This is a genomic window from Dakarella massiliensis, from assembly GCF_001182045.1.
Lineage (GTDB): Bacteria > Pseudomonadota > Gammaproteobacteria > Burkholderiales > Burkholderiaceae_F > Mesosutterella > Mesosutterella massiliensis.
This window is the reverse complement of the sequence record NZ_CVTY01000007.1, coordinates 132364-154341: the sequence shown is the minus strand read 5'-3', so window position 1 is coordinate 154341 and position 21978 is coordinate 132364. Positions and strand designations below refer to the sequence as shown.

Below are 21978 nucleotides of genomic sequence, written 5' to 3'. Positions count from 1 at the left end.
TCTGAGTACTGATTTCTGTGATTTGATCTATTTTCTGAGTGTTAAACGCGAAAATTCAGCCTTCCGGTCATCCTCAAACGCTCAGGCAGGCATTCCCTTTGGGAAAAAAACGCGGAAATAAAAAAGCCGATCTGAAAGTAGATCGGCTGAACGTAGGCAGAGCTCACCTGCTCCCTGAAAGCAAAAGCCTGCGGCTGTCTATATATAGAGATAGAGGCGGGTGCCAGAAGTTTTTCTTAAAGCGGCTGAACAAAACGCCGGTGACGTTTCTCAAACCATTCTTTGAAAGCGTCACAGATAGAAAAGCGCATGTAATCAGCTGTCGGAGAAAGCTCCACCCCTTTCTGACGGAAGAAAGAAACCGTCAGCGGCGGGAGCGGGAATCTCCTTGGGTCAAGCGCTTCTAGATGACGATTCGCGTATCTTGGATCATCCACTACACAGAGGGGGGACAGGCTTAACGCGCCGGAAGTTCCATTCAGAGCATCGACTGTGTAGTAATCGCATAAAGTGAGGCACCTCGGGGCGGTCACTCCAAAATCATGAAGACGCCGGATCAGGAAAACTTCGTCCTGGACGGTGGTCAGCCATTCCGCTTTACTGAATAGAGTTTTGAGATCCGAGTCCGGAGCGAGGACAGGATGCCCTTTTCCTGCCACCACTCCTTGCGTCAATGCGCAGAGAGGCTCTTCGACAAGCGAGGTGAGTTCCTCATGCTGATGACGGCCTGCCATGACGAGCGCGAGGTCCAGTCTGTCAGTCAGGATCTTTGGCAGACAGTCTGAAAAGAAGCCGCTGGAAAAAATCAGCTTGACCGCGGGAAATCTCAGACGGAATCTCTGAACAGCCGCCGAGAGAACTTCTTCCGGCAATGTCGGAGTAATCGCAAGGCGAAGTGAGGTCACGCGGCCGGTCGCGCAGGCCGCAACCGCAGCTGCGGCCCGTGTAGCGTTGGACGCGATGGATTCGGCATAGGGGAGAAGACTCTGCCCTGCCTCATTCAGCCGCAGACCGAGCGCGCTGCGATCAAAAAGCGGGCAACCCAATTCGGCTTCCAGCTGGCTTATCGCTTTGGCGACCGCTGACTGCGTGATGCATAGACGGTTTGCCGCACGCCTGACACCGCCGGTTTCGGCCACTGCCAGAAACACTTCAATCTGTCGGATCTTCATGACGTCCCCTTCACTTCAGCCTTAGCGGCAGTTGGCAGAAAAGCACTGCTTTTTGCAATTATGCCGGTAAAACTTCCAGTTTATTGTGTTCCAAATCTCTACTTTATTGTTTTTCTGTATAAAGCTTCATTTTGTGGGAGTTCACTTTTAGTGAACGGGTGGAAATATAATCCATCGTGACCGAAAAAACAACGATAGAGGCGTCCTATGATTCATATCAGGTTGATTTATGCCTTATTGGGTTAGTCCTTCATGACTACTGGTAATACCCCGTCGGTTATGCGGAGAGAGGTTTCCCACGGGGATTGTCACAGGGGCAGTAGTCATGCTGGACGGCCTGATATAAAAACACTCAAAGGGATGTCCAATTATGAAAAAGACTCTTGTTGCGTTATGCGTTGCCGCCGGGATGGTCGGAACTGCCTCTGCTGCCGATGTTCAGCTCTATGGCCTGATCAATACGGGTCTCGGCTATGTCCACACTCACTCTGACGTGGCCGGTGTTGCGAACACCGACACGCTTTCCATGGATAACGGTCAGGAATTCGGTTCCCGCTGGGGCCTGCGGGGTGGAGAGAACCTCGGCAACGGCTACAAGGTGAGCTTCGTTCTCGAGTCTGGTTTTGAATCTGACACGGGTCTCTCTGATACCAAGCAGAATGGCCGCCTCTTCGGCCGTGAAGCTTCCATCAGCGTTTCCGGCGGCTTCGGTACTCTGTCGTTTGGCCGCCTGCCGATCTTCGGCAGCGTGCTCGGTGCCAATGGCCTCTTCCGCGCTATTGATCCGCTCTTCGCTAACTACACCTCTGCTTTTGGTTCCGGCGCTGCGACCGCTTCGATGTGGACCCGCACCGATAACTCGATTTCTTACCGCACGCCGACCTACGCCGGCCTGACCGGTTATGCCATGTACTCGTTCAAGATGAATACGGCAACCGACACCGGCACTGAAGGCAAGAGCTCTTCTGACCGTTACGCTTCTCTCGCTGCCCGTTACCAGAATGGCGGCCTGGAAGGCATTCTCGTTGCTGATACCACGATGTACGGCTCTTACCGTACCGGCACGGACATCCCCGATCAGGGCTACACCGTGACTCTCGGCGGCAACTATGGCTTCAATAACGGCTTCAAGATCATTGCTTTCGGACAGTACTTCCATGATCAGGAACTGACCGCCCGCGCCCGTGCTGGCGTTGGTTTTGCGGGTCTGAACGCCATCACTGGCGGCAAGGGCTACGGGTATGTTGACGGCTGGGGTATCGGCGTTGGCGCTCACTATCCGGTCCTCGGCGGTACCGCCAAGGTTGCTGTGAACTATCGCGATATGGATAACCAGAACAACACCGACTTCAACCGCTGGACGGCTGCTGTCGGCTATGACTATCCGCTTTCCAAGAGGACTTCCCTCTACGCAATGGCTGGCTACTCGTCTGAAAAGGTCAAGACCCCGACCGGTTCCGCTACGCCGACTGGCTGCGAACTCGATATGGGCATCCTTCACCGCTTCTAATCGGATGAGGATTACGGTTTCTGTCTGAAACCGGATCTGCCTGAAAAGAGTCAAAGGGCGCTGCACTCCGCAGCGCCCTCTTTTATTTCCGGGGCAGCTATTTCAGACCGTTCACTTCCTCAGCGAATCCAGTAAAAATCCGGAACGCAATCGGGAGACTGGTTTCATCCTGAATCTCAAAATCCGGACGATGGTGACCATGATGGTTGCAGCCATAGAGCACAAAACCGGCTTTGCCGCCGTGCTCAATGACCCGTCGGATAAAGAGCGCGCAGTCTTCAGAACCTGCTCCCGAGTGGACCCTCGGCAGCAATTGGGTGCCTGGAATTTTAGCCATGACTTTTTCAAGCAGCGGATAAATTTCCGGACACGGCATCAGAGTCTCAGACTCCCCTGCTTTCGTGACCGTGGACTTCACCCGATAGGCCTTATCGACACCGGCAAAAATGTCGTAAACATAATCAGCCATGAACTGGTTCACAGCCATTGTTTCGCCGCGCACTTCCATCTGCAGTTTCGCGTGAGCCGGAATCACGTTCCTTCCCTCGCCTGCTTCGAGTTTCCCGACACTGACCCGTGTTTCACCGTGGCTGTTTCTGGGAATCCCCTGAATCATCAGGCTTGCGGCACACGCAGCCATCAGCGCGCTGTGCCCAAGTTCCGGTGAATTGCCGGCATGAGCCGGAGTCCCCTCAATCGACACATCAAATTTGGTAGACGCGAGGAATCCGCCATCCATCACGGCGATTTCTCCAAGCTTCGCGTCACCCCCGACATGTCCTCCAAGGAAATAATCCACATGATCAACCAGGCCTGACGCAGCCATAGCGCGGGCCCCCCGTACGCCCTCTTCTGCCGGCTGGAATATCAGAATAAACCGGCCGCACAGTCTGTCCTTATTCATCACCAGCCAATGTGCAACCGCAAGCCCCACTGCGGTGTGCCCATCGTGTCCGCAGGCATGCATGAAGCCCGGGCGCTCTGACGCGAAACCCAATTTATTGGGAAGATGTTCAGGATTATCTGTTTCTCGGACGAGCACACAATCAATATCACTTCTGAAAGCCGTGGTTGGACCTGGCCTCCCGGTATCGAACCTCGCCACAGCACCCGTGTACCCTTCTGTCGCTTTCAGAAAGTCTTCCGGGACACCATGAGCGGCAGCCCTCTTCATGGCATCGGGTACGAGAACCGGATCCCGTCCCAGAACCTCTGATTCACAGATATTGGCTTTCCCAATCGTGACCTGGAGTCCCAGCGCCTTTAAACGCCTGACAATAAACCAGGTTGTCTCAAACTCTGTCCACCCTTCTTCCGGACGCTTATGAAGACAGCGTCTCGCCTCCACCATTTCCTTAACGAAGTCCAGCGCCATTCCTCTCCCCCCCTGAGAGATCATCAAACGATATATCTGATTCTCCTACAGCTATTGGGAACCAGCATCCGCCACTCAATAATTAATAAAAACCGCTGAAAGCGCAAAGTCTTCCAGCGGGGGAGAGATCCGGCTGACAGTGCGGAGAGTTACGCTGTCAGCCAAAGGACAACAATCAAATCACGACTTTCTGTCCAGTCAGCAGCCTCCCTGTCACATATCCGGACGTATGAGCAAAGCCACAGGCGTCGCCCCCCCAGATAATGGGCTCCGTGGATACCGCCGACCGTTTCACCGGCCGCATACAGACCGCCTACCGGCTGATCATTCCACCCCAGCACCTGGAGGTGCTTATCCACATTGAAGCCTCCCATCGAGAGACAGACCCAGACATTGATTTTGGCCATGAAGAAGTGAGAGCCTTCAAACTTGCCGGCAAATTTCGTGCGGCCAAACTTAAGATCCCGGCCTGACGCGACTGTCTGATTCCACTCCGAGACCTGATCGAGCAGCCCCTTGGGACCCACGCCGATCTTCTTAGCCGCCTCCTCAATCGTGTTTCCCTGAACGATGACCCGGCTCTTAGCGAGTTCCGTATCCCAGCGAGCACGGGTCCATTGCGGTGAACTGAGCAGAGCCCCGAACGGATACTTCTTTGTCGCGCGTTCGAACTGATCCGTCGTCATCAGCAGATACATGCTCTTATCTGAATTCCGTTCCATTGAGGGAGAGATCAGCGTCGGAGCAAGCGATTCATTGACGAACCTCTTTCCTTCTTTATTGACGAGCATTGCGCCTTCATCCACGAAATACTGATACCGGATCTGCGGTCCGCGGCCTGGTCCGGTCGCGAGAGCGTAGGGTTGGCGGCAGTCTTTATTGATCTGGCTGCTCACTCTTGAAGCTATGTGCATCATTACCAATGAAAAACAGACAGAAGTTTGTTTCTTTTTAAACTCGCAGTTGTATATTTACTCAAAGAAGGTATTCAAAATCCATAATCTGCCATTCACAAAACCAGGAGTTGTGAATCATGGACCGTCTTCACGGAATGAAAGTCTTCGAAAAGGTGGCCGACTGCGGGTCATTTACAGCCGCCGCAGAGGCCTGCGGAATGACGCCGCAGAACATTGCCAAAATCATCGCGGCTCTGGAAAAGGACATAGGTGCCCAGCTGCTCAATCGAAGCACGAGGCGGCAGAACCTCACCGAAATCGGTGAAATGTACCTGGAACGGGACCGGGTCATTCTGGCGGACGTTGAAGAAACTGACGCCCTGGTCTCCCATTTCACGGGAGAAGTAAAGGGGACACTCCGGGTTTCCGTTGCCAATACCTTTGCTATCTATCAGCTCTCACGCAAACTCCCCGGCTGGCTGAAGGAAAATCCCGGTATCCGCCTCGATATGACGGTTACAAACCGAGAAGTTAATCTGATTGAAGAGGGTTTCGATGTGGCGGTCACGGATGAGGAGCCGCCTGACAGCTCTTTGATCCGGCATAGAATTTCCGAGCTTCCCATCATTCTCGCGGCATCCCCTGCCTATATCGAAGCAAACGGAATGCCCGCTTCCCCCGAAGATCTCTCGCATCATACCCTGCTCGTCCGTCAGGATCAGACATCCTGGACCTTCAAGGGGCCTGATCGGAGCCTGATCACCATCCCGACGAGCGCAAAATATCTCGCCAATAACTGCCAGATTTCCTGCGAAATGGCGATCGGAGGACTGGGTATCACAAAGCAGCCCCTTTTCAGGCTCCGCCCTCACATTGAGCGGGGAGAACTCATCCAGGTACTCCCGGATTATCCAATTCCGTCAAAGACGCTTTCCGCGGTCTACCCGCAGCGGCGCCTTATGACGCTTAAGGTAAAAAAGTTCCTCGATTTCCTTGATCAGGAATTCGGACACGGACAGCTTATGTAAACAATTTCGCTTTTATGCGTAAAAGTGTTTAAAGCAATGCTGACGGATCGAGGCGGTTTTTTGGAACTTTGTTCAATCCGGACCGGAACTTGTGTCATTTAGACAAATTTATGCAGTAACGCTTTTCGTACATTTCTTGATTACGTCCATCCTATTGGCGCTAGAATGGTCAGTGTCTGCAAACATTTTTGGGGCTACGCTCCGATTGGGCCAGAAACTATGAATTTGAAACTTTCAGTTATTCTCATGTCTGCATTTGCCGCTGCCTGCGCGAATGCCGCTGTTACGGATTTCACTGTCAATGGGACGAAGGTTACGGCCGCCCAGCAGGAGCAGATTCTGAAGAATCTGACGGCCAGCGGCCAGCAGCGTACGCCTCAGCTTGAAAATGCCGTGAAGCAGAACCTCGTGACCGAGATCGCTGTTCTTCAGGAAGCCCAGAAGGCTGGTCTCGCAAACGACCCCAACGTCAAGATCGCTGTTCAGAACGCCACGAACAACATCATGACTGAGGCTCTCCTTAACCGCTATGTCCAGCAGCATCCGACGTCTGACGCTGATCTGCAGAAGATGTATCAGAAGGACAAGGCCGCTTACGGCAACACCGAGTATCACCTCCGTCAGATCGTGACGAAGACCCAGGGTGAAGCCCAGAACGCTCTGAACCGCGTCCTGAAGGGTGAGAACTTCGCCAAGGTCGCCTCTGCCGTGACGATTGATCAGCCTTCCAAGGCCCGCGGCGGTGACATCGGCTGGTTCGCTCCGGTTCGTGTTGTTCCGCAGATTGGTCAGCTCCTCCCGTCCCTCAAGGCCGGTCAGGTTTACTCGAAGCCCGTGCAGTTCCGCGGCGGCTGGGCCGTGTTCCAGGTGGTGGCTACGCGTCCCGCGCAGCTTTTCCCGACCTTTGAACAGGCTAAGCCCCAGCTTCAGCGAATTGCTGCCGCTCAGACCGCGCAGCAGTACGTGCGTGACATCACCTCCCGTGCTGTCGTAAAGTAAGCTTTTCTGATTCAAAAAGAGAAAACATCAAATGAAGTTCAAGAAGGCACTCGTATTTGCCTGCGCGATCGCGATCCCGTTTGCTGCCAATGCGGCATTCAAGGACGTGACCGTTAACGGCACGAAGATCACCGCGGCTGAACAGGAGCAGATCCTGGCTGCCGCTACGGCCCACGGTCAGAAGCGTACGCCGCAGCTCGAACAGGCAATCCGCGACAATCTGATCGCCCGTACCGTCGTGCTGCAGGAAGCGGAGAAGGCTGGCGTAGAAAAGCGTCCGGCTGTTGCCGCCGCGATTCAGAATGCGAGAAAGCAGATTGTCTCTGACGTTTACCTCAGCGACTATCTGAAGAAGAACCCGGTCACGGATGCTGAGGTCCGCAAGGTTTATGACCAGCAGAAAGCTCAGTACGGCAAGACCGAGATCCACATCAACCATATCGCTGTGAAGACACAGGACGAAGCGCAGAAGATTCAGGCTCGTCTCGCCAAGGGCGAATCGTTCCAGAAGATTGCCCGCGCGGAGTCTCTCGATCCGACAGCCAAGCGGAACGGCGGTGATATGGGCTGGGTCAACACGGGTGCCCTTCCTCCTCCGATGGTTTCTACCCTTCAGGGACTGAAAGGCAATAAGACCGCTATTGTGACCGGCCCTGCCGGTTACGAAGTGGTTATGAACCGCGGCACTCGTAATGCCAAGGCGGCGCCGTCATTTGATCGCGTGAAGCCTGAAATCCGCCGCGCGCTGGAGGCTCAGAAAGTTAACGCCTACATGCGTGACCTCGTGAAGAAGGCTCAGGTGAAGTAACCCCTGCCTTTCCTCCTTAGGGACAGCCCGGCTCTGCCGGGCTTTTTTATTTATCTGGTCGGTAACTGACTTTCTTTTATGTTGGTGGCTCAGTTACTCTACCTTGGTATATATTGGCGGATAAAAGAAAACAGGCGATACTGCCGCCTGTTTTCTGCAGGTCTGAAAAATCAGGCCCCCGGAAAGCTCACATTCTGAAGTACGGCGGCGACGATCGGATCCATCTTGCCCTTGTCTGTCAGAACCTGAACGGTTTCAAAAACAATATCCTTCGCCGAAATCCCCTCTTTATCCGTGAGCCGGCTGAGGAGTTTCTCAAGCTCCGCCAAACCGGCCTTTCGGCGGGCTTCAGCTTCCGCATCCTCTGCGGACAGGGGGTTCGGCGCCGGCGCGGCAGCAGGAGACTCAGCCTTCTTTTCAGGTTCCTGCGGCGGAACCTCCTCATACTTCCCTTCAGGCGGCAGCGGCACAGGATCAGGTTCTTTCCGTTCGCCCAGCACCAGTGTGTGGAAATCGACGACACCGTTCAGATGAGGCCAGCGTTTGAGCCCCATATCGAAGAGCGGCCCCATATATTCCGGGACCGGCGGTGTTTCCTGAAAGTAAATCGGCACAGACTCGTATTTTCCGAGATGCTCCTCAACAGCGACCCACGCCGGATCGTCCATCGATTCCGTGTTCACGAGGAGCGCCGAGGCGCCGAGAGAAAGCGCGAGCCGCTTATTTGAAAGCCGGTCTTCAATTGAACGGCAGCCAAGGAACGGATCCAGAGCGGTCATGAGAACGAGCTTTCCGGAATCCAGCAGCTTCTTCCATCCCGGCTGCGCAGCGAGCGACGCGAGCGGCTTATTCGGCACCTGGCACGCGGTCCCTCCTACCTTCAGGGCGCCGCGAAGCGCTCCGCTTTCTGCTCCCTCTTCGCCCGACGCGACAACGAGGAATCCGGCATAAGAAGTCATTGTGCCGTTTTCGTTACCGATCCCGTCATAGTGCTTGTTTTTGGATCCGGTACCCAGTACTGAAAAGGCATCGCTCTGCAGAAGCTTCAGATTGCCGCATCCCCAAACAGCGGGCGGCGTATCTTCTCTCAGATGCGCTTTCAGGATTTTTGGATAATCCCGGTCCGCCCGCGTACAGCACCAGATACCAAGAGACCGCCAGGCCGCCCGGGCGCGGGAAAGCTCCGCCTTTCTTCCGAGCAGCGCTTTAAGACGCTCCGCGTCGACCAGCTCGCCGCAGGAGTGGATCAGCTCGGTGTTCTCCGGGTTCAGGAGGTCGGATGGCTTTCTCTTCATATCGAGAAGCTGCCGCGCGAGGAATCCATATTCCTCAGTCGACAGCGGTTCGATTCCTTCCTGCACTTCGCCCCGTACGGCGAGCGGCGCCGTGAGAAGCAGTATCGCGTCGGAATTGGGAGAAATCGTTTCAGTCATCGGGGCGTCTCTCTTTGCGTTCAGTTGTTTTTTCAGACAGAGAAGTCAGTTTAATTCCTCTCCCACCTGAGCAACAGCCCTGAAGCTCCCTTTCTATCCATCAGATCCTGTTCTCTTTCTCTCTATTTTCTGAATCCTTTTAGAATTCCACCCGCAGAACCCAGTTCTTATGGGTTTCCTAATTTTCAGGAGTGACAACACATGGCTCTTCTTATCCGCAATGCCCGCGTTTACGCGCCGAAGGATCTGGGCATCACCGATGTTCTGATGGCAGCCGGGAAAATTCTCGCGGTCGGCAGCAATCTCACCGTCTCGCTCCCCGATCTTGAAACCGTTGATGCCAAGGGAAAGATTCTGACCCCGGGATTCTTTGATCAGCATATTCACGTGAATGGCGGCGGCGGTGAAGGCGGTTTCGCGAGCCGTACGCCTGAAATCATGCTTTCCGAACTCGTGAAGGTAGGTACGACTTCGATCGTCGGCGTCTGCGGCACGGATTTCATTTCCCGCTCGATTGAAAACCTGCTCGCCAAAGTCCGGGCCCTTTCGATCGAGGGCGTAAGCGCCTGGATGTATACGAGCAACTACCGCTTCCCCTGCACATCGATGAGTCAGAGCGTCGCGCAGGATCTATTCCTCGTGCCGGAGTGCCTCGGTGTCAAGATCGCGCTCGGCGACCATCGCTCCTCCTTCCCGCGGCCGGATGAAGTGCTGCACCTTCTCTCCGATATCCGCCTGACTGGCATGATTACCGGTAAGGGCGGTGTGCTGCACGTCCATATGGGCGACATCCCCGGGATCTTTGATATGTTCCTGTCCTTCGAGAAGGGCGGCTTCCCGATCCGTCACATCCGTCCGACGCACTGCTCAAGAAAGCGCGAAGTGTACGAGGGGTCGCTTGAATTCGCCCGCCACGGGGGCTTTGTTGACTACACGGCCGGATTCTCCTGCAACGGCTCCACGGCAAACGACATCACAGAGGCCATCGCCTCCGGCGTTGATCCCACCCGGATCACGATGTCGACTGACGGTCACGGCTCAATGCCCCGCTTTAATGAGAAGGGCGAAATGGTCGGACTCGCCACGGGCGGTGTCGGCGGCCTCCTCGATACGGTCCGCGATCTGATCGGCAACCACGGAATGGATCCGTCACTCGCGCTCACGTTTGATACCACGAATGTCGCGGACGCTCTTGGTCTCAAGGATCAGGGCCGCGTTGAAACCGGCGCCTGCGCGAACGCCTGCCTCTTTGACGAAAACTGGAACCTCACGGATGTGGTCTCCAAGGAGCGCTTCCTTATGCGGAACTCTGAGGTGATCGTCAAGGGAACGTTCGAGGAATAAATCTATCCTGAACCGGAGGCGGTGAAGCCCTGCCGCCTCCCCCTTTCGAGCAGTTCCCCCATTCTGTGTTTTCACCCTATGATTAACGTATACGACGATTTTTCAGCGGGTGAATATATGAAGAAAAAGATCCTCCTCGAACTTCTCGCCTCGGCCGCAGCGCTCACAGGCTGCGCCAATATGGAGTCGCTCGGTTCCGATCAGGAAGTCGTTGCAGCCGCCAATCAGAGCTGCAGGCAGATGGATCAGAAAAACACCATTACCCACCAGTATGACGGCCGCATGGCCATCATTCGGCAGGGACTCCCCACTCAGGTCGGCGGGCAGACACTGAATTACCAGGTCTATAAGACCAAGGACATGAATGCCTGGGCAATGCCAAACGGCTGTGTCCGCGTGTATTCCGCCCTGATTGACCGTCTGAATAACGATGATGTGCGAGCCGTGCTCGGTCACGAAATCGGACACGTGGCGCTCCGCCACAGCGTGCAGCAGTACCGCACAAACCGCGGTGTCGCGATCGCGCTCAGCGCGGGCGGTGCGCTGGGCTCCCTTGTCGGTCTGGATGGCACCGGGTCTGACCTGATGCAGCAGGTCGCCTACTCCGCGATTTCCGCCCAGTACTCTCAGGCGCTTGAAACCGAAGCCGATAACTACAGCGTGGATCTGCTCCTCAAGGAGCCGAATGGAAAACAGAAGGCGCTCGCCATGGCTTCCGCCCTCAAGAAGATTTCAACCGGCGACGCGGATTCCGGCATCATGCAGAAGATGTTCGGCGATCACCCCGATACCTCGAAGCGAATCAAGAATGTTGAGGACCGAGTCGCAGCGGCCGGAAACGTTAAATAACCAACGCTAAAACCAACAGAAAACCGCGGACGCTTCGCAGCTGTTCCGCGGTTTTTTCTGTTTCCAGGAGAAATCGGATCAGATCGTCTGAAGGACAGCGAGCAGGAGCTTTGTCCGCTCGTAAAGCGTCTCTTCGATCGCGTACTCACGCTCCGTATGATTAAATTCACCCCGGACACCGAGCGAGCAGATCGTGGGTACGCCGGCCCGTGAGAGGAATACGGAGTCGGATCCCCCGCCCGTGCTGATAGGCTTCATGTCCGGCAGCCCGCAGGAAACCGCAAGGTCATTCACCCGGGCGAAAAGCGCTTCAGAAGCTTCAGTCCGCTCCATTGCCGGAATATCGACCTTGAGCTCCGCCTTGGTTTCGGTGCCTTCGATATAGCGTTTTGTCTCAAGCTCCGCCATCGCGCGCTTCACGCGTTCCATCTCCGCCGCTTTCGTGAATCGTACGTCCACCGTGCACCAGGCTTTGTCAGGAATCGCGTTCGGGACCGTACCGCCGCCCATGACCCCCACGTTGATCAGGGTTCCCGCCTCATGGTCCGCGAGATCGTTGATATCGATCATCTTATGAGCGAGCTCGATAATCGCGCTCCGGCCGTCTTCGGGATTATTGCCGGCATGGGCACCGACACCCGACACTTCGACCCGGTAGACCGCGTAGCCCTTTCGCCCAAGAACGACGCTCCCGTCCGCGAACCCCGTGTCAAGATTCAGACCGACAAATCCGCCGCTGGCTTCCTCAACCAGGTCACGCGCCGCTTTGGATCCGCGGTGAGCCGTTTCTTCGTCTCCCGAAATCAGGATCTTCACCGGATGCCGGTCCCAGCCCCGGGCGGCAAGGATCCTGATCGCGGAGAGCAGAATCGTGATGCCGCCCTTCATATCAAGGCACCCCGGACCCGTCACAATTCCATCCCGGATCGTAAAGGGCCGCTCCGCCGCTTCTCCGTCCGGGAACACCGTATCGAGATGCCCGACGAGACAGATAAAGGGTTTTGTCATATCCCCCCGCTCGGCAACCAGCAGGTTCCCGGCTTCCTCATACTCGTGGAAACGTACCGAAAAACCGCATTTCTTCAGCGTATGCGCGGCAAACGCCTGCAGGGCATCCACGGCGGCTTTGTTTTTTGAACCGCTGTCGTGATTCACGAGGTACGCCCAGGTAGCCCGCATATCGGGCTTTGCCTGATCAACGTCGCGGAAAAGAGACTCAATTTCTGGGGTCATGATCATCCTTTATTCAGTTTCGGCTCTGTGTCTTTTTATTGTTGCCGGCGGACGGTCCTGCGGCTATCCGCCGGTTGGCTGATCGGATCCTTTGCTCAGATCGTGCAGAGGATCGTGATGAGGAGCTTCGTGCGCTCAAAAAGGGAGTCCTCCATCGCGTACTCACGGACCGTGTGGTTGAATTCCCCCTTCACGCCGAGCGCGCAAACCGTCGGGACACCTGCCATCGTGAGCGCCGCGGAATCGGATCCGCCGCCAACCCCCTTCGCGGTCATCTCAGGGAACCCATGCTCCACGGCAATCTTATTCACGCGGCTGAAGAGTTCGAGAGACGATTCAAGCCTCGGCATCGCAGGGAAGTAGAAGAGCTCTGTCACTTCCGTATGCGTCCCGTCGAGATAGACCTTATGCGCGATGGCTTTAAGGCCTGCCCGGACACGGCTGATTCCCGCCTCACTCTTATAGCGGACATCGACCTCGCAGAACGCCTTTTCGGCGCAGGCGTTCGGAACTGTGCCGCCGCCGATCACGCCGACATTCAGCGTTGTGCCTTCGTCATAGTCAGTGAGCGAGTTGATGTCAGCGACCTTCGCCGCGATTTCCGTAATGGCGCTCCGGCCGCCTTTCGGATTATTGCCCACATGGGCGCCGATTCCCTGCACGTCAAACCGGAATGTGGCGACGCCCTTCCGTTCAATGACGACTGAATTGTCCTTGAAACTCGTTTCAAAATTGAGGCCGAAAAGCGAGCCTTTCGCCTCTGCCATCATGTCGCGCACGGCGGTCGACTTCTGATGGCCCGCTTCTTCGTCTCCCGCGAGAATAACTTTCACCGGATACCGGTCCCAGCCGGCTTCATTCAGAATCCGCATCGCGGAGAGGAGCACCGTCACCCCACCCTTCATGTCGAGACACCCAGGGCCCGTCACCACGCCATCCTTGATCGTGAAGGGGCGCTTTGCCGCCTCGCCATCCGCGAACACCGTGTCGAGATGCCCGATCAGCGCGACAAACGGCTTCGTCGTGTCACCGCGCTCCGCGATGAGAAGGTTCCCCGCCTCAGGGTACTCATAAAAACGGACTTTGAATCCCGCGGACTCAAGAATCCCCTTCACATCATGCCCGACCGCGTCGACCCCGGCCTTGTTTTTGGATCCGCAGTCGCGGTCAACGAGCAGCTTCCAGGTGGCCAGCATGGAGTCTCTGGATTCATCGACCCTGCTGCAGAGCGTTTCAAGATTTTCAGACATATCCCGTTTCCCCTATCAGAAAAGTGAGCCGCCGCGAAAGACGGATCTCCGACTTCGCGTTCCCGGCCAGTTCTGTTTTCTTTGTGATTCACAAATTATGCGGCAGAGGTCCATGGCACGCATGGAATGGGGGAATGAGAAATGCGTTCAGGCGGTATTAGTCACAAAAGGTAAGCTTTTCTACCTATTAAAACGTCTTGAACTTATTGTCTCTTGGGGCTAAAACAAACATAACGGAATGTTTTTGAGAAAACCATTCAGAAGGGAGAGCGCACTATGAAATTTCATTACAAGGCTCAGCTCGCTGCAGCCCTCATCGCCGCGGCTTTCGCAGGTACTGCGCTGGCCGGCCCTGTTCTCTATACGACTGAAACCACGGACATCACGTCGACCCCGGGAGCGAATGTAGCGGGTCAGGTGCTCGCGGGCACCCAGGTGGAGGAACTTGAACGCGTGAGCGGCAAGGCCCGCGTCCGGATCCACGGCTGGTCCCGTGTAGCGGATCCCACGCATATTTCGGCAGAACCCGGAAAGCCCGTGATTGAAGCGGCATTCGCCTCTTCCCGCACCGTGAAGCTCGATCCTTCGGCCGGCACCGCGAAGATTCTCGGCGCGACCTGGGACGTGGCAACCGCCGAAGGCTGGGTTGACTCTTCGAAACTCACCGCTGACGGCGCCGGTCTCACCGCTCAGGCCAAAGCCGCGAAGGACTCCAAGTGCAGCGCCTGCCACGCGGCGCCGAGCCCTTCAAGTCAGACCGCGAGCGGCTGGTACTCGATCTTCCCGCAGGGCGGAAAGGCCGGTGACGAAAACTCTCAGGATGAGCTCGTCTTCCGCTATCTCCAGAACGGCGCCCGGAAGTAACGCACCTCCTGCCCGCCTGAAACCGCGGGTCTGATCCTCGGTTTCAGTTCTGTCTGCCCGGATGAGGGTTCCGCCCGCCTCCGGGCAAAGTTTTTTCCGCCGCACCTTTTCTCCCATCTGCTAAGATGTGCGCCCTGCAGGAAAAGGACTCTGAACCCTCTCCCCCGCAATCCCTATCTCATTGATTTGAATACTCCCATGCTTCTCACTCTGGCTCCCATGGAAAGCCTCACCGGGATCGTTTTCCGGCGGCGGCATCATGAATTTTTCGGCGGCGTCGACCGGTACTACACCCCGTTTTTCACCCCGACCGTGGAGCCCGAGTTCACGGAGCGTCAGATGCGGGAGCTGTCCCCTGAAGCGAACCGCGGGATGAATGTCGTCCCGCAGCTGATGGCTAAAGACGCGGACCGGTTCCTCTGGGCCGCGAAGCGCCTTGCCGAACTCGGTTACAGCGAAGTGAACCTCAACCTCGGCTGCCCGATGGGCACGGTAACCGGGAAGGGAAAGGGATGCGGCTTTCTCAGGCATCCGGACGAGCTCCGGGAATTTTTCGAATCGGTGTTCGCGGAACCTCTTCCAATCGCGGTGTCCGTGAAAACGCGACTCGGCTGGAATACGGAAGAAGAGTTCGACGATTTGATCCGGGTGTACGCGGATTTCCCCATTTCGGAACTCATCATTCATGCCCGGGTGCGGAATGACTTCTATAAGGGCGACCCGAGAACGGAGTGTTTCCTCAGGGCACTCCCCAAACTCCCGATGCCGGTGGGGTTTAATGGCGACATTCACCTTGTGAGTCAGATCAGCGAGTGGGAAAAGACCCATCCTGAACTTCAGTCGCTCATGATCGGCCGCGCTTCAGTCGCGAATCCCGCGATTTTCCGTGAGGCCCGGGGCGGTGCGCCGGCCTCGGGTGAAGAGCTCGCGGCATTTCATGACGCGCTGATGGCGGATTACGTCGCGGCGTTCGGAAGCATCGGGAACACCGTCGGCCATATGAAACAGTACTGGTTCTATATGAAGAACATGTTTGAGGGCGGCGAAAAGCTCTTTAAGCAACTCCTCAAAACCAAAAACGTGTCGGACTACGAGTCGCTCGTTCAGGAAATCGCGACGACACTTCCGATCCGGACTGAACCCGCTTACGGCTGGTGGAAGCCGGTTTAAAACCCAGGCCAGGGATCCTTCAGACGGGATCCCTTTTTTATGCGCCCATAACCAGGAATCTATCTAAGCCAAAAGCGCTAGACTCCCCACACCCCGGGACAGCGAGCCCCGGTTCTTACAAACCGGATCCACTTACATCATGATTTCTTTCATTACCCTATTCCTTGTTGGTATCGGCGTCGGGTGCTTCGGCGCGCTCGTCGGTCTGGGCGGCGGCCTCATCATGGTTCCGCTCTTCATGCTTACGATGATGCCTCCTCACGGAACCACGTTTGAAACCGTGCAGCAGGTTATCGGCACGAGCCTCTTCGGTGTGCTGCTGAACGCGATGTCAGGTTCCTGGGCATACTGGAAATCCAACCTCATCATGTTCCGCGCGGCGATCCCGTTCGCGATCGCGACAACTCCGGGCGCGTGGCTCGGCGGTACGCTGTCCAACTATTTTTCGGGTCCTGGTTTCTCGATCACCTTCGGCGTCACGCTTATCCTGATGGCAGCCGTCATGTGGTGGAAGAAGAATTCGAAGCGCGGCTCTACGCCGATTGAAGGGTTTGCCCCGAAGACCGCGAAATTCAATCTCTGGCTCGGTGTGTTCCTCTCACTCTTTGTCGGGTTCATCTCTTCGATCCTCGGTATCGGCGGCGGCATTATTCATGTTCCTATGATGATGTTCATCCTCGGCTTCCCGACCATCATCGCGACCGCGACCTCCACCTTTGTTCTGATGATCAGCGCGCTGATCGGCACGGTAAGCCACGCGATGCTCGGCCACATTCTCTGGATCCCGGCGATCGCGGTCGGTGTCGGCGCTATTGTCGGTGCCCAGATCGGCGTGAAGCTCGCGAAGAAGAGCAAGCCGAAACTGATCCTGAAGCTCCTCTGCCTCGCGATGTGCCTTGTCGGCATTCAGCTGATCGCCCGCGCGATTTGACGGATCGCACATCTGTCAGATCCCATCCCGGAAAGCCCTGCCTGGCTTTCCGGGATTTTTTATCCGTCTTCCGAAAGTCATTTATATCAATTCACCTTTCCGCGCCGCACACGCTCGCCCCACCCCGGCGGAGCATCTCACCGACCTAGAATAGGATTTATCCGAACAGCTCTGACCTGGCGTTGCATTCGGGTTATGGCTGTCCGGTCCTTTGGACCTTCTTATCGTGAGGTGAGTGATGCTGGACTGCATTCTGAAAGGTGCCCGGGTTGTGGACCCGGTGAATCATCTGGACCGTGTAACGGATGTCGGGATTGAGAATGGAAAGATCGCCGCGGTGGGCGGTAACCTCGGTTCCGCGAAAGAAATCGTTTCTCTCGACGGTCTTGTCCTGACCCCAGGCGTCATTGATCCTCATCTCCACCTTGGATCCGAATTTGGGTCCCGGTACGGTCAGCGGATGACCGCCATGTCGGGCGTTACCACGTGTCTCGATATGGCGGGCCCGGTCGCCGGCATTGTGGCGGACAGCCATGAATTCGGCTGCGGCATCAACGTCGCTATGCTGGAAGGTTTCTCCCCCATGAAGCAGATGGGGACCAAGGCGCCTGACCGCACGACGATGGACGCCTGGATCGGGAAGTCGCTTGAGGCGGGCGCGATCGGTGTGAAGATTCTCGGCGGCCACTGGCCTGTGGCGCTTGAAACCGAAGCGGCTCTCGTCGAGGAAGCCGTGAAGTGCGGCTCCTATATCGCCTGGCACGCCGGATCAGATACTGCCGGGTCCAATATTGAAGGGGTCCGCGAAGTGGTCCGCGCGATCGGTAACGCCCCGCTGCACCTTGCCCACATCAACGCCTACTGCCGCGGCCGCGTGAACCCGGTGCTAGACGAAGTGAAAGAGGCGCTGGACCTTCTCAAGGCGCATCCGAATATCTGGTCCGAGGCGTACGTGAGCCCGATGAACGGTACGATTCTCACCTGCGACACGAAGACCGGCGCCTGCACGGATCACGTCACCTGCAACTGCCTCAGAACCTTTGGCTGCAGCGAGGACGCGGCCGGAATTGAAAAAGCCATTCTCGCCGGGAACCTCTTCGTCATTTATGACGACGGCAATATCTCGTACCTGATCGGCGGAAAAGAGGCCGTGGACTACTGGAAGTCGAAGGGGACGGTGACCGCGGGGTCTTTCCCCGTGAACCCCGCCTCCGCCCGGTTCCTGATCGCCGAGGCGAAGCGGGACGACGGAAGTTTCGTTGTCGACTCGATTTCGACTGACGGCGGCTGCATTCCGAGGAACGTCATTATTGATACCGGACTCTCGCTCGTCCGGTTCGGTGCCCTCACGCTCTCCGAATTTGTCGTGAAAGCGTCAGTAAACGCCGCCCGCCATCTGAGACTCGTGAATAAGGGGCATCTCACTCCGGGAGCCGATGCCGATATCACGGTCTTTGACCTTGAGCGGCAGAAAGCGCTTTACTCCTGGGTCGCCGGGAAACCCGTGCTTTCAAATGGAAAGCTCCTCGGGAAGAGCACCCACTTCATTACGGGTGAGCGCGGCGTGAAGGCACTGACAGACGCGGGATTCACCGCGGAAGCCGTGTCCTTTGAGACACCGGAACCCGAGCGCTTCGTTCCGTAAAGTCCGCGGATTATAAAAAAGCTCCGGAAGGATCGTTTCCTTTCCGGAGCTTTGGTTTTCTGAAGAGGGATCACAGGGGCGTCTGCTCACGGACGGTTCTTTCCGCTGCCCTGATAGAACCCGTTCTTATCGTAGTAGCTGCCGTCTTCGGTCTGCTTACCCTGATAAAAACCATTCCTGTCGTTGAAACTGCCGTCGTCTGATTTCTTTCCCTGATAGAAACCATTTTTGTCATAGTAGCTGGTAGCGGCGAGCGCCGCTCCCGCTCCAGTGAGGAGAAGGCCGGCAATCACGGCGCGCCGGCTTAGGCAGCGTTCCTGACTTTTCTTCATGGCTTAACCCCGAAAAAACGACAGCAGTCGGTGTTACTGCGCCTTTCCCTGATAGGCGCCATAGCGGTCGTAATACTTCCCGTCCTTCGATTTCTTCCCATCGTAGGCACCATTCCGGTCGTAGTACTTGCCGTCCTTCGACTGCTTCCCCTGATAGGCACCATACCGGTCGTAATACTTGCCGTCTGAGGACTGCTTCCCCTGATACGCCCCGCTGCGGTCATAGAACTTCCCGTCCTTCGACACTTTGCCCTGATAGGCGCCGTAGCGGTCGTAGAACTTCCCGTCGTCAGTGCGCTTCCCCGTGTAGCTTCCATACCGGTCATAAAACTTGGTGTCGGCGAACGCGGCGCCGGATGCCGCGAGCAAGAGCCCCATGATGACGGCTCGGCGTGTTGTCCTGATTTCCTGACTGTCTTTCACCTGCGGCTCCTTAAAAAGAGTTATTAATAGTATTATTAGCCTGAATTTCAGGAAAAGTCAATAAAATCCGGTATTCCTGTTACCGATTGAGAGAACCGGAAACGGGTTTAGGGGCATTCTGCTGCCGGGCATAACTATCTGACCGCCCAACGTACTTTCCTGTCGGTCCATAAATCCGGCCGGAAGAATCCGCCCGTCCCACATAGTGCCCGGTGCTGTCATACGTTCTTCCATCCCGGCTCACCGAACCGGCAAACTGCCCGGTCGGGCCATACGCCCGCGCGTTCAGAGCCGGAGCGCGGGGTGCCGGCGGAACCGGAGCCTGATAGCCGGGGGTCTTCGGGGCTCCCGGAGGCGGCGGGACACCCGGGCCCCCGATTGCGGACGCCGGAAGCGAAATCGCGGCTGAAAGCACCGCGGCCGCGAGAATCCTCATACCAATATTCATTTCGCTGCCTCCTCATTTTTTTCTTCAATATCAGTCTTCTCTATATTAAATCCCGAGAGAAAAACGATATGGTTCCGGTCCTACATCAAGCCCCGGTCACTATGCCTCACGGCCTATCAAGCCTCAGGATATGATTTAAAGCACCACGAAAAACAAAAGAAAGATTGGAACATCATGCAGCTCATCACTAATCAGACTTTCGGCGGCGAACGCTCCCTTTACAAGCTTTCTGACGCCAAACTCGATCACGTTACGATTCTCGCCGGTGATTCTCCCATCAAGCACGGCACGAGTCTCACGCTGACCAACTGCGACATTGAGGGCAAGTATCCCCTCTGGATCAATACCAATACCGTGGTCGACAACTGCCTTCTCAAGGTAACCGCCCGCTCTGGTCTCTGGTACCTGAAGAACTTCAAGGTGACGAACACCCGGTTCGAGTGCCCGAAGTCCTTCCGCGATTCGGACGGCATTGAAATCCGCGACTGTACGTTCACGGACGCCCAGGAAACGCTTTGGTCCTGTCGAAACGTTCTCGTTGAAAAGAGCTCTTTCGATAAGGGCGACTACCTCCTCGCACACTCTTCTGACATCCGTCTGAAGAACATCAAGCTGAACGGCAACTACCTCGGTCAGTGGGGCCGGAATATCGAAGTCTTCGATTCCGAAATCCATTCCCGCGACGCCTTCTGGAACACCGAGAACGTCTCCTGCTACAACTGCACGCTGGACGGCGAATACCTCGGCTGGCACTCCAAGAACCTCCACCTCGTCAACTGCCACATCAAGGGTCAGCAGCCGCTTTGCTACTGCGAAAACCTGGTGCTGGAAAACTGCACGTTTGATCCGGTCGCGGATCTCGCCTTCGAGTACTGCACGGTGCACGCGGATATCCGCGGTGCGGTGACGAGCGTGAAGAACCCGACGAGCGGCGAAATCGTGGCGGATTCGATCGGCGAAATCATTCTCGATGGCAACGCCCTTCCGCCCGCGAACTGCAAGATCGTCACCCGTAAGTAATCGACAGAGCAAGACACAACTGAGATGGCAGAAGAACAGTTTGATTTCGACGAGCTGATTGCCCGCCGCGGCACCCGCTCGCTTAAGTGGGATATCGACCAGGATTTGGACGTGATCGAGCTCTGGGTCGCGGATATGGATTTCCGCGCCGCCCCGGTGATTCTCGAAGCGCTTCAGAAGAAACTCGATTCCGGCGTTTTCGGTTACGGCCTCCCGACGAAAGCCTTTTATGAGGCGATCGTCAGCTGGTACCGGAAGCGTTACGGCGTGGAATTCTCCCGGACTTCGATTATTCCCACGACCGGCGTGGTGCCCGCGATTTCCTCGATCCTTCAGGGGCTCTGCCTCCCGGGCGATGAAGTCATCATCCAGACGCCTGCCTACAACTGCTTCTTCTCCTCAGTCCGGAATTCGGGCCTTGTGCTGAGCGAAAACGCGCTGAAGCTCGTGAATGGCCGCTGGGAAATCGATTTCGAGGATCTCGAAGAACGTGCTTCCAGAGAAAAGGCCCGCGCCCTCCTCTTCTGCAATCCTCAGAACCCGACAGGCCGCGTGTGGACGCGAGACGAACTCACGCGTGTCGCTGAGATCTGCGAAAAGCACGGGATCTTCCTGATTTCAGACGAAATCCACGGCGAACTCACGGCTGAAGGCTTCCGCTACACGCCGCTCGCCTCTGTCTCCCCGTGGGCGAAGGACCATGTGATCACGGCGTCTGCCGCCTCCAAGGCCTTCAATATCGCCGGGCTTCAGACCGCGTACATCATCGCGCCGGTCACAGAGGTCCGGAACCGGATTGACCGGCAGATCAACATCAACGAGGTCTGCGACCCGAATCCGCTCGGAATTGAGGCGCTGATCGCGGCTTACAGCGACCGGGGCGCGGCCTGGCTCGACGCCCTGAATCACTACCTCGATGGCAACCGGAAGGTGATCGAGGAGTTTGTCCGCGAGTCACTCCCGGGCTGCTTCCTTTCGCCTCAGGAAGGCACGTATCTCCCCTGGATCGATTTCTCGTCCTTTGGGAAGACATCGACCGAAATTGAGAACGAGCTGCTCCACGGCTATCACGTCCGCGTGAATGGCGGTGCTCACTATGGCGAAACATCCCCCGGCTGGATCCGGATCAATATCGCGACACCCCGGGCCCGGCTCCGTGAAGGGCTTCGCCGGATCGCGCTCTGGGCCGAAGACGAACGCAAAAAGGGCTGACACCCTTTATATCGCCGCAACCCCTTGAAATACAGG

The 21978-nt window shown here is 56.4% G+C and carries 21 protein-coding genes; 12 read left to right on the top strand and 9 right to left on the bottom strand.

All coding sequences use genetic code 11. The features are described 5' to 3' along the window. Positions 1-236: 236 nt before the first annotated feature. Entirely contained in the window at positions 237-1172 is a 936-nt protein-coding gene (locus tag BN1936_RS07055) for a LysR family transcriptional regulator (RefSeq protein ID WP_022443949.1), read from the bottom strand. A 370-nt stretch (positions 1173-1542) separates the two neighbouring features. Between BN1936_RS07055 and BN1936_RS07050 the strand changes: the two genes are divergently transcribed. Next, on the top strand, positions 1543-2682 hold the full coding sequence (locus BN1936_RS07050) for a porin (RefSeq protein WP_022443948.1): 1140 nt from the start codon (positions 1543-1545) through the stop codon (positions 2680-2682). 97 nt (positions 2683-2779) lie between these two features. On the opposite strand, the gene BN1936_RS07045 is transcribed toward BN1936_RS07050, so the two are convergent. Next, a complete protein-coding gene (locus BN1936_RS07045; protein ID WP_049687429.1) occupies positions 2780-4057 on the bottom strand; it encodes an amidohydrolase in 1278 nt (425 codons plus the stop codon). A 149-nt stretch (positions 4058-4206) separates the two neighbouring features. Then, positions 4207-4953 (bottom strand): FAD-binding protein, encoded by a 747-nt coding sequence (locus BN1936_RS07040; protein WP_157274784.1) that lies wholly within the window; start codon positions 4951-4953, stop codon positions 4207-4209. A gap of 137 nt (positions 4954-5090) precedes the next feature. Here BN1936_RS07040 and BN1936_RS07035 point away from each other — a divergent pair, with 137 nt between their 5' ends. From BN1936_RS07035 to BN1936_RS07025, 3 genes are all read left to right on the top strand, one after another. After that, a complete protein-coding gene (locus tag BN1936_RS07035) occupies positions 5091-5981 on the top strand; it encodes a LysR family transcriptional regulator (protein WP_049687033.1) in 891 nt (296 codons plus the stop codon). A gap of 246 nt (positions 5982-6227) precedes the next feature. Further along, on the top strand, positions 6228-6980 hold the full coding sequence (locus tag BN1936_RS07030) for a peptidylprolyl isomerase (protein ID WP_157274783.1): 753 nt from the start codon (positions 6228-6230) through the stop codon (positions 6978-6980). A 31-nt stretch (positions 6981-7011) separates the two neighbouring features. Further along, positions 7012-7788, top strand: coding sequence for a peptidylprolyl isomerase (locus BN1936_RS07025; RefSeq protein ID WP_049687031.1), 777 nt, complete (start codon positions 7012-7014; stop codon positions 7786-7788). Between the two features lie 170 nt (positions 7789-7958). Here BN1936_RS07025 and BN1936_RS07020 read toward each other — a convergent pair whose 3' ends face one another. Beyond that, on the bottom strand, positions 7959-9221 hold the full coding sequence (locus BN1936_RS07020) for a DNA-processing protein DprA (protein WP_022443942.1): 1263 nt from the start codon (positions 9219-9221) through the stop codon (positions 7959-7961). 201 nt (positions 9222-9422) lie between these two features. Between BN1936_RS07020 and iadA the strand changes: the two genes are divergently transcribed. Both iadA and BN1936_RS07010 read left to right on the top strand, forming a co-directional pair. Continuing rightward, positions 9423-10565 carry a beta-aspartyl-peptidase gene (iadA, locus tag BN1936_RS07015; RefSeq protein WP_049687030.1) on the top strand — a complete coding sequence of 381 codons (1143 nt, stop codon included), beginning with the start codon at positions 9423-9425 and terminating at the stop codon, positions 10563-10565. A gap of 117 nt (positions 10566-10682) precedes the next feature. Further along, complete coding sequence (locus tag BN1936_RS07010; protein WP_157274782.1) at positions 10683-11414, top strand: M48 family metalloprotease; 732 nt, start codon at positions 10683-10685, stop codon at positions 11412-11414. A 78-nt stretch (positions 11415-11492) separates the two neighbouring features. Here the strand turns inward: BN1936_RS07010 and BN1936_RS07005 are convergent, their stop codons facing one another. Then, positions 11493-12647, bottom strand: a complete 1155-nt coding sequence (locus tag BN1936_RS07005) for a M20 family metallopeptidase (protein WP_049687428.1) — start codon at positions 12645-12647, stop codon at positions 11493-11495. Positions 12648-12742: 95 nt separating this feature from the next. Continuing rightward, positions 12743-13897 carry a M20 family metallopeptidase gene (locus BN1936_RS07000; protein ID WP_049687028.1) on the bottom strand — a complete coding sequence of 385 codons (1155 nt, stop codon included), beginning with the start codon at positions 13895-13897 and terminating at the stop codon, positions 12743-12745. A 276-nt stretch (positions 13898-14173) separates the two neighbouring features. On the opposite strand from BN1936_RS07000, the gene BN1936_RS06995 reads away from it, so the two are divergent. The 4 genes from BN1936_RS06995 to BN1936_RS06980 all read left to right on the top strand — a co-directional run bounded on the left by BN1936_RS06995 (position 14174) and on the right by BN1936_RS06980 (position 18507). Next, positions 14174-14761 (top strand): hypothetical protein, encoded by a 588-nt coding sequence (locus BN1936_RS06995; protein ID WP_049687027.1) that lies wholly within the window; start codon positions 14174-14176, stop codon positions 14759-14761. A 198-nt stretch (positions 14762-14959) separates the two neighbouring features. Next, entirely contained in the window at positions 14960-15931 is a 972-nt protein-coding gene (locus BN1936_RS06990; RefSeq protein WP_049687026.1) for a tRNA dihydrouridine synthase, read from the top strand. Positions 15932-16070: 139 nt separating this feature from the next. Beyond that, entirely contained in the window at positions 16071-16862 is a 792-nt protein-coding gene (locus tag BN1936_RS06985) for a sulfite exporter TauE/SafE family protein (RefSeq protein WP_049687025.1), read from the top strand. Positions 16863-17100: 238 nt separating this feature from the next. Next, positions 17101-18507: an amidohydrolase family protein gene (locus BN1936_RS06980; protein ID WP_049687024.1), complete on the top strand. Its 1407-nt coding sequence runs from the start codon at positions 17101-17103 to the stop codon at positions 18505-18507. Positions 18508-18593: 86 nt separating this feature from the next. Here BN1936_RS06980 and BN1936_RS11200 read toward each other — a convergent pair whose 3' ends face one another. The 3 genes from BN1936_RS11200 to BN1936_RS06965 form a co-directional block, all read right to left on the bottom strand. After that, entirely contained in the window at positions 18594-18839 is a 246-nt protein-coding gene (locus BN1936_RS11200) for a hypothetical protein (protein WP_022442776.1), read from the bottom strand. 33 nt (positions 18840-18872) lie between these two features. Continuing rightward, positions 18873-19262 (bottom strand): hypothetical protein, encoded by a 390-nt coding sequence (locus BN1936_RS06970; RefSeq protein ID WP_022442777.1) that lies wholly within the window; start codon positions 19260-19262, stop codon positions 18873-18875. 79 nt (positions 19263-19341) lie between these two features. Next, positions 19342-19710: a hypothetical protein gene (locus tag BN1936_RS06965; RefSeq protein WP_022442778.1), complete on the bottom strand. Its 369-nt coding sequence runs from the start codon at positions 19708-19710 to the stop codon at positions 19342-19344. 174 nt (positions 19711-19884) lie between these two features. Between BN1936_RS06965 and BN1936_RS06960 the strand changes: the two genes are divergently transcribed. Beyond that, positions 19885-20730 carry a DUF3737 family protein gene (locus tag BN1936_RS06960; protein WP_022442779.1) on the top strand — a complete coding sequence of 282 codons (846 nt, stop codon included), beginning with the start codon at positions 19885-19887 and terminating at the stop codon, positions 20728-20730. Between the two features lie 24 nt (positions 20731-20754). Continuing rightward, entirely contained in the window at positions 20755-21942 is a 1188-nt protein-coding gene (locus tag BN1936_RS06955; RefSeq protein ID WP_022442780.1) for a MalY/PatB family protein, read from the top strand. Positions 21943-21978 lie beyond the last annotated feature (36 nt).